Origin of the sequence: Pseudomonas sp. PA-4-8C (assembly GCF_021606625.1) — a bacterium.
GTDB lineage: Bacteria > Pseudomonadota > Gammaproteobacteria > Pseudomonadales > Pseudomonadaceae > Aquipseudomonas > Aquipseudomonas lactis.
This window is the reverse complement of record NZ_WKCD01000399.1, coordinates 1-3,678: the sequence shown is the minus strand read 5'-3', so window position 1 is coordinate 3,678 and position 3,678 is coordinate 1. Positions and strand designations below refer to the sequence as shown.

Below are 3,678 nucleotides of genomic sequence, written 5' to 3'. Positions count from 1 at the left end.
GTTCATTATCGTCGCGGGCAACGCTTACCTGGGCAATCTGGTGCCGGAGCTGGCGGCCAAGTCGATGCCGTGCGGCACCCAAGTGATCACCACGGCGCCACTGGGCGATGAAGTGGCCAAGACGCTGTTGCCCCAGGATTATTGTGTCGAGGACTGCAACTACCTGCTCGACTACTACCGCCTCACCAGCGACAAGCGCCTGATCTTCGGCGGCGGCGTGGTGTATGGCGCACGAGACCCGGCGAATATCGAAGCGATCATCCGGCCGAAAATGCTCAAGGCATTTCCGCAACTGAAGAACGTGAAGATCGACTACGCCTGGACTGGCAATTTCCTGCTGACCCTGTCGCGTTTGCCGCAGGTCGGTCGCCTGGGTGACAACATCTATTACTCCCAGGGCTGTAGCGGCCATGGCGTGACGTACACGCACCTGGCGGGCAAAGTGCTGGCAGAGGCCTTGCGGGGTCAGGCTGAGCGTTTTGATGCGTTTGCGGACTTGCCGCATTACCCGTTCCCGGGTGGGCAGATGTTGCGCACGCCGTTTGCGGCGTTGGGGGCCTGGTACTACGGGTTGCGGGATAAGTTCGGGATGTAACCACTGTAGGAGCGAGCTTGCTCGCGAAAAACTCACAGCCGCCGCATTCATTCAGAATAAACGCGTTATCGTTGAAGTTTTTCGCGAGCAAGCTCGCTCCTACACCTACAGGGCTGCGCTTCAGAGCTGGTCGCGAGCAATCCCGCTGCGAATCCGCACGATATCGGCCAATACTGCCAGCGCGATTTCCGATGGCGTCCTGCTGCCCAGGTTAAGCCCGATGGGTGCGTGTATCCGCGCCAATTCAGCCTCCCCTAACCCACCGATACGGCGCAGTCGCTCAAAGCGCTTCTGCGAGGTCTGCAACGACCCCATCACGCCAATGTAGAACGCGTCGGTACGCACCGCTTCCATCATCGCCAGATCGTCGATACGCGGGTCATGGGTCAGCGCCACCACCGCCGTATCACGGTGACAGCCACCGTCGGCAATAAACACCGACGGCAACTGGCGACGAATCTCCACGCCATTGAGCACCACGCCTTCGAGCACTTCATCGCGCGGGTCGCAGAGGATCACCTCAAACCCAAGACCGACCGCAAACTCGGCACACGCCTGCGCCACGCTGGAGTACCCGGCCAGCAACAAACGCTGAGCCGCACCAACACGGATGCGCACCCGGTCACTGTCACGCTCGATGCGCGCGCCCTGCTCGCGGTCAGCAAACAGGCTGTGCGCCCCGCTGGCCAGGTACACCTCGCGAATCAAGCGGCGCTGCCCGAGCAGCGCCGACTCCACTTCACGCAGGTGCGCCTGCACCTCGCAGTCAGGCTCGAGCTTCTCAACCAAGACATCGAGAATACCGCCACAGGGCAGGCTGACCCGCGAGCGCGGATCGTCCCCTGCGCCATAGCGCACCACGTTGACCGCATCGAGAAACGCACCTTCGGCGACGCGCTCGAGAAAGTCTTCCTCGACGCAACCACCCGACAACGACCCAATCCACTGCCCAGCGGCGTTCACCGCCAGCAGCGAACCCGGCGCCCGCGGCGCCGAGCCGTAGGTGGCCAGCACCGTACAGAGCCAGATGCGCTGCCCGGCCACCGACCACTCCAGCGCCCGTCGTATCACCTGCAGATCCAGATGCTGCATGTCAGTGCGCCTTGTGCTCGATGGACGGCGCCTCAGCCTGCAGCTTTTGCACGTCGCTTACCGCCAGCTCCGCCGATTGCCCGCCCCAGCCTTGGCGCAGGTAATTGATCAGATCGGTGAGTTGCTCCGAGCTGAGTTTTCCAGCGAAGCCCGGCATCGGTTGCATGTGTTCGAACCCGGAGAACTTCTGCTCGCCGATCCCGTCCTCAATCACCCGTACCAGGTTGCGCGGGTCTTCCAGCCGCAGCGTGGTGTTGCCGCGCATCGCCACCGCGATGTGCGGCTTGCCTTCGCCACCTGCCGCATGGCAACCGGCACAGACGTTCAGGTATTCCTGGCGGCCGCGCTGAGCGCTCGGGCCAAGTTGCTCCACCGGCACTTCGACCAACGCCTTGGCTGCCGGCGGTTTATCACCGAGCAGGAAGGTTGCCATCGCGGCCAGGTCCGCATCGCTCAGGCCCTGGGTGCTGTTGTGAAACACCGGGAACATCTCGTTGAACATCGTGCCTTGGGCGCTCATGCCGTGCTTGAGGAAGGTGGCCAGGTCCTGCTCATTCCAGCCGCGCGCAGCCAGGTCCGTGGCGAGCAGGCTGGGCGCCAGATAGCCATTGAGGATGCCGCCGGTCAGGCGCTTGTCCAGTTCCATCGCGCCGGGCAGGCCGCGTGGCGTGTGGCATTCGCCGCAGTGGCCGAGTACTTCGACCATGTACTGGCCGCGCTTCCAGGGTTCGCTCTTGCCTTGCGCCGGTTCCAGTTTCAGCGCTTTGCCGTACAACACGTTCCAGCCCATCAGGCCCAGGCGCACGTTGAACGGAAAGCTCAGGCTCGTCACCGGCGCTGCGCGCTCGATCGGCTCGATGGTCTTGAGGTACGCATGAATCGCGTCCGAGTCCTCACGCGGCATCAGGTGGTACGAGGTGTAGGGCATCGCCGGGTACAAGTACGCGCCGTCGCGACGCTTGCCTTCAGTCAACGCGGCGAAGAACTCGTCATCGTTGTACAAGCCGATGCCGTGTTCCTTGCTTGGCGTGATGTTGGTGCCGTAGATGGTGCCGAACGGCGAGACAATCGGCAGGCCGCCCGCAAACGGCGCGCCGCCCGGTGCCGTGTGGCAGGCCATGCAGTCGGCGGCGCGGGCGAGGTATTCGCCGCGCTTGGCTTGATCATCAGCGTGGGCAAACAATACCGGCGCGGCCAGGCCAACCGCCAAGGCCAGGCGGGTCAGAAAAAGCTTCATGCTTAACCCTCCTTGACCAGGCCGAGATCGGTCAGCACGTTGCGGGTGGCGTTGTAATAACGCACGTACCCGGTACAACGGCAGACGTGATGACCGAGGCTGTCCTCGATGACTTGTTCCAGCTTGCTGTGCACGGTCGGCTGGCGTTGCAGTTTCTCCACCAACACCGTGGCCGCGTTGACGAAGCCTGGTGCGCAATAGCTGCACTGAAAGGCGAACTCATCCACGAAGCGCTGCTGGATCGGGTTCAGCTCAGTGACCTGGCCCGCCTCGTCGCGCTTGGCATGGCCTTCGATGGTGCGTACTTTTTTGCCTTCAAAGTAGTGCGCGCCGGTGATGCAGGTGCGCACTTCTTCGCTGGTGCCGTCCGGGTTATCGACGATCACCACGCAGGCGTGGCAAATGCCTTGGCCGCAGCCCAACCGCGAGCCGGTGAGGTTCTTGTACTCGTGCAGGTAGTCGATCATCGGCAGGTCATCAGGGATGTCCACCGGGCCGACGGATTGACCATTGAGGGTCAGTTGAAGCGGACGGTTAGCCATTGAGGGCCTCCTTGATGCGGGCAGCCGTGATTGGCAGGTCGCGAACACGTTTACCGATGGCGTGCGCCACCGCATTACCGATGGCCCCGACAATCGGGATCATCACCACCTCAGCGATACCTTTGGACGGGTCGCTCGGCGACAGCGCCGGCAGAATCTCCGAGGTCTGTTTCCACACGGCAACGTGACGCGCCATTGGCAGGCGGTAGCGG

Annotated in this window: 5 protein-coding genes; 1 reads left to right on the top strand and 4 read right to left on the bottom strand. The window is 62.9% G+C overall.

Features of this window, described 5'->3' with window-relative positions:
* On the top strand, positions 1 to 595 hold a 595-nt coding region (locus GIW04_RS28945; protein ID WP_236479467.1), incomplete at its 5' end, for an NAD(P)/FAD-dependent oxidoreductase.
* A gap of 120 nt (positions 596 to 715) precedes the next feature.
* On the opposite strand, the gene GIW04_RS28940 is transcribed toward GIW04_RS28945, so the two are convergent.
* From GIW04_RS28940 to GIW04_RS28925, 4 genes are all read right to left on the bottom strand, one after another.
* Entirely contained in the window at positions 716 to 1,687 is a 972-nt protein-coding gene (locus GIW04_RS28940; protein ID WP_003192526.1) for an XdhC family protein, read from the bottom strand.
* Position 1,688: 1 nt separating this feature from the next.
* Positions 1,689 to 2,924, bottom strand: coding sequence for a c-type cytochrome (locus GIW04_RS28935; RefSeq protein WP_120248918.1), 1,236 nt, complete (start codon positions 2,922 to 2,924; stop codon positions 1,689 to 1,691).
* A 2-nt stretch (positions 2,925 to 2,926) separates the two neighbouring features.
* Positions 2,927 to 3,466: a (2Fe-2S)-binding protein gene (locus tag GIW04_RS28930; RefSeq protein ID WP_003192529.1), complete on the bottom strand. Its 540-nt coding sequence runs from the start codon at positions 3,464 to 3,466 to the stop codon at positions 2,927 to 2,929.
* Positions 3,459 to 3,678, bottom strand: a 220-nt coding sequence (locus GIW04_RS28925; RefSeq protein ID WP_236479466.1) for a hypothetical protein, incomplete at its 5' end; no start/stop codon positions are given. The genes GIW04_RS28925 and GIW04_RS28930, both read right to left, overlap by 8 nt.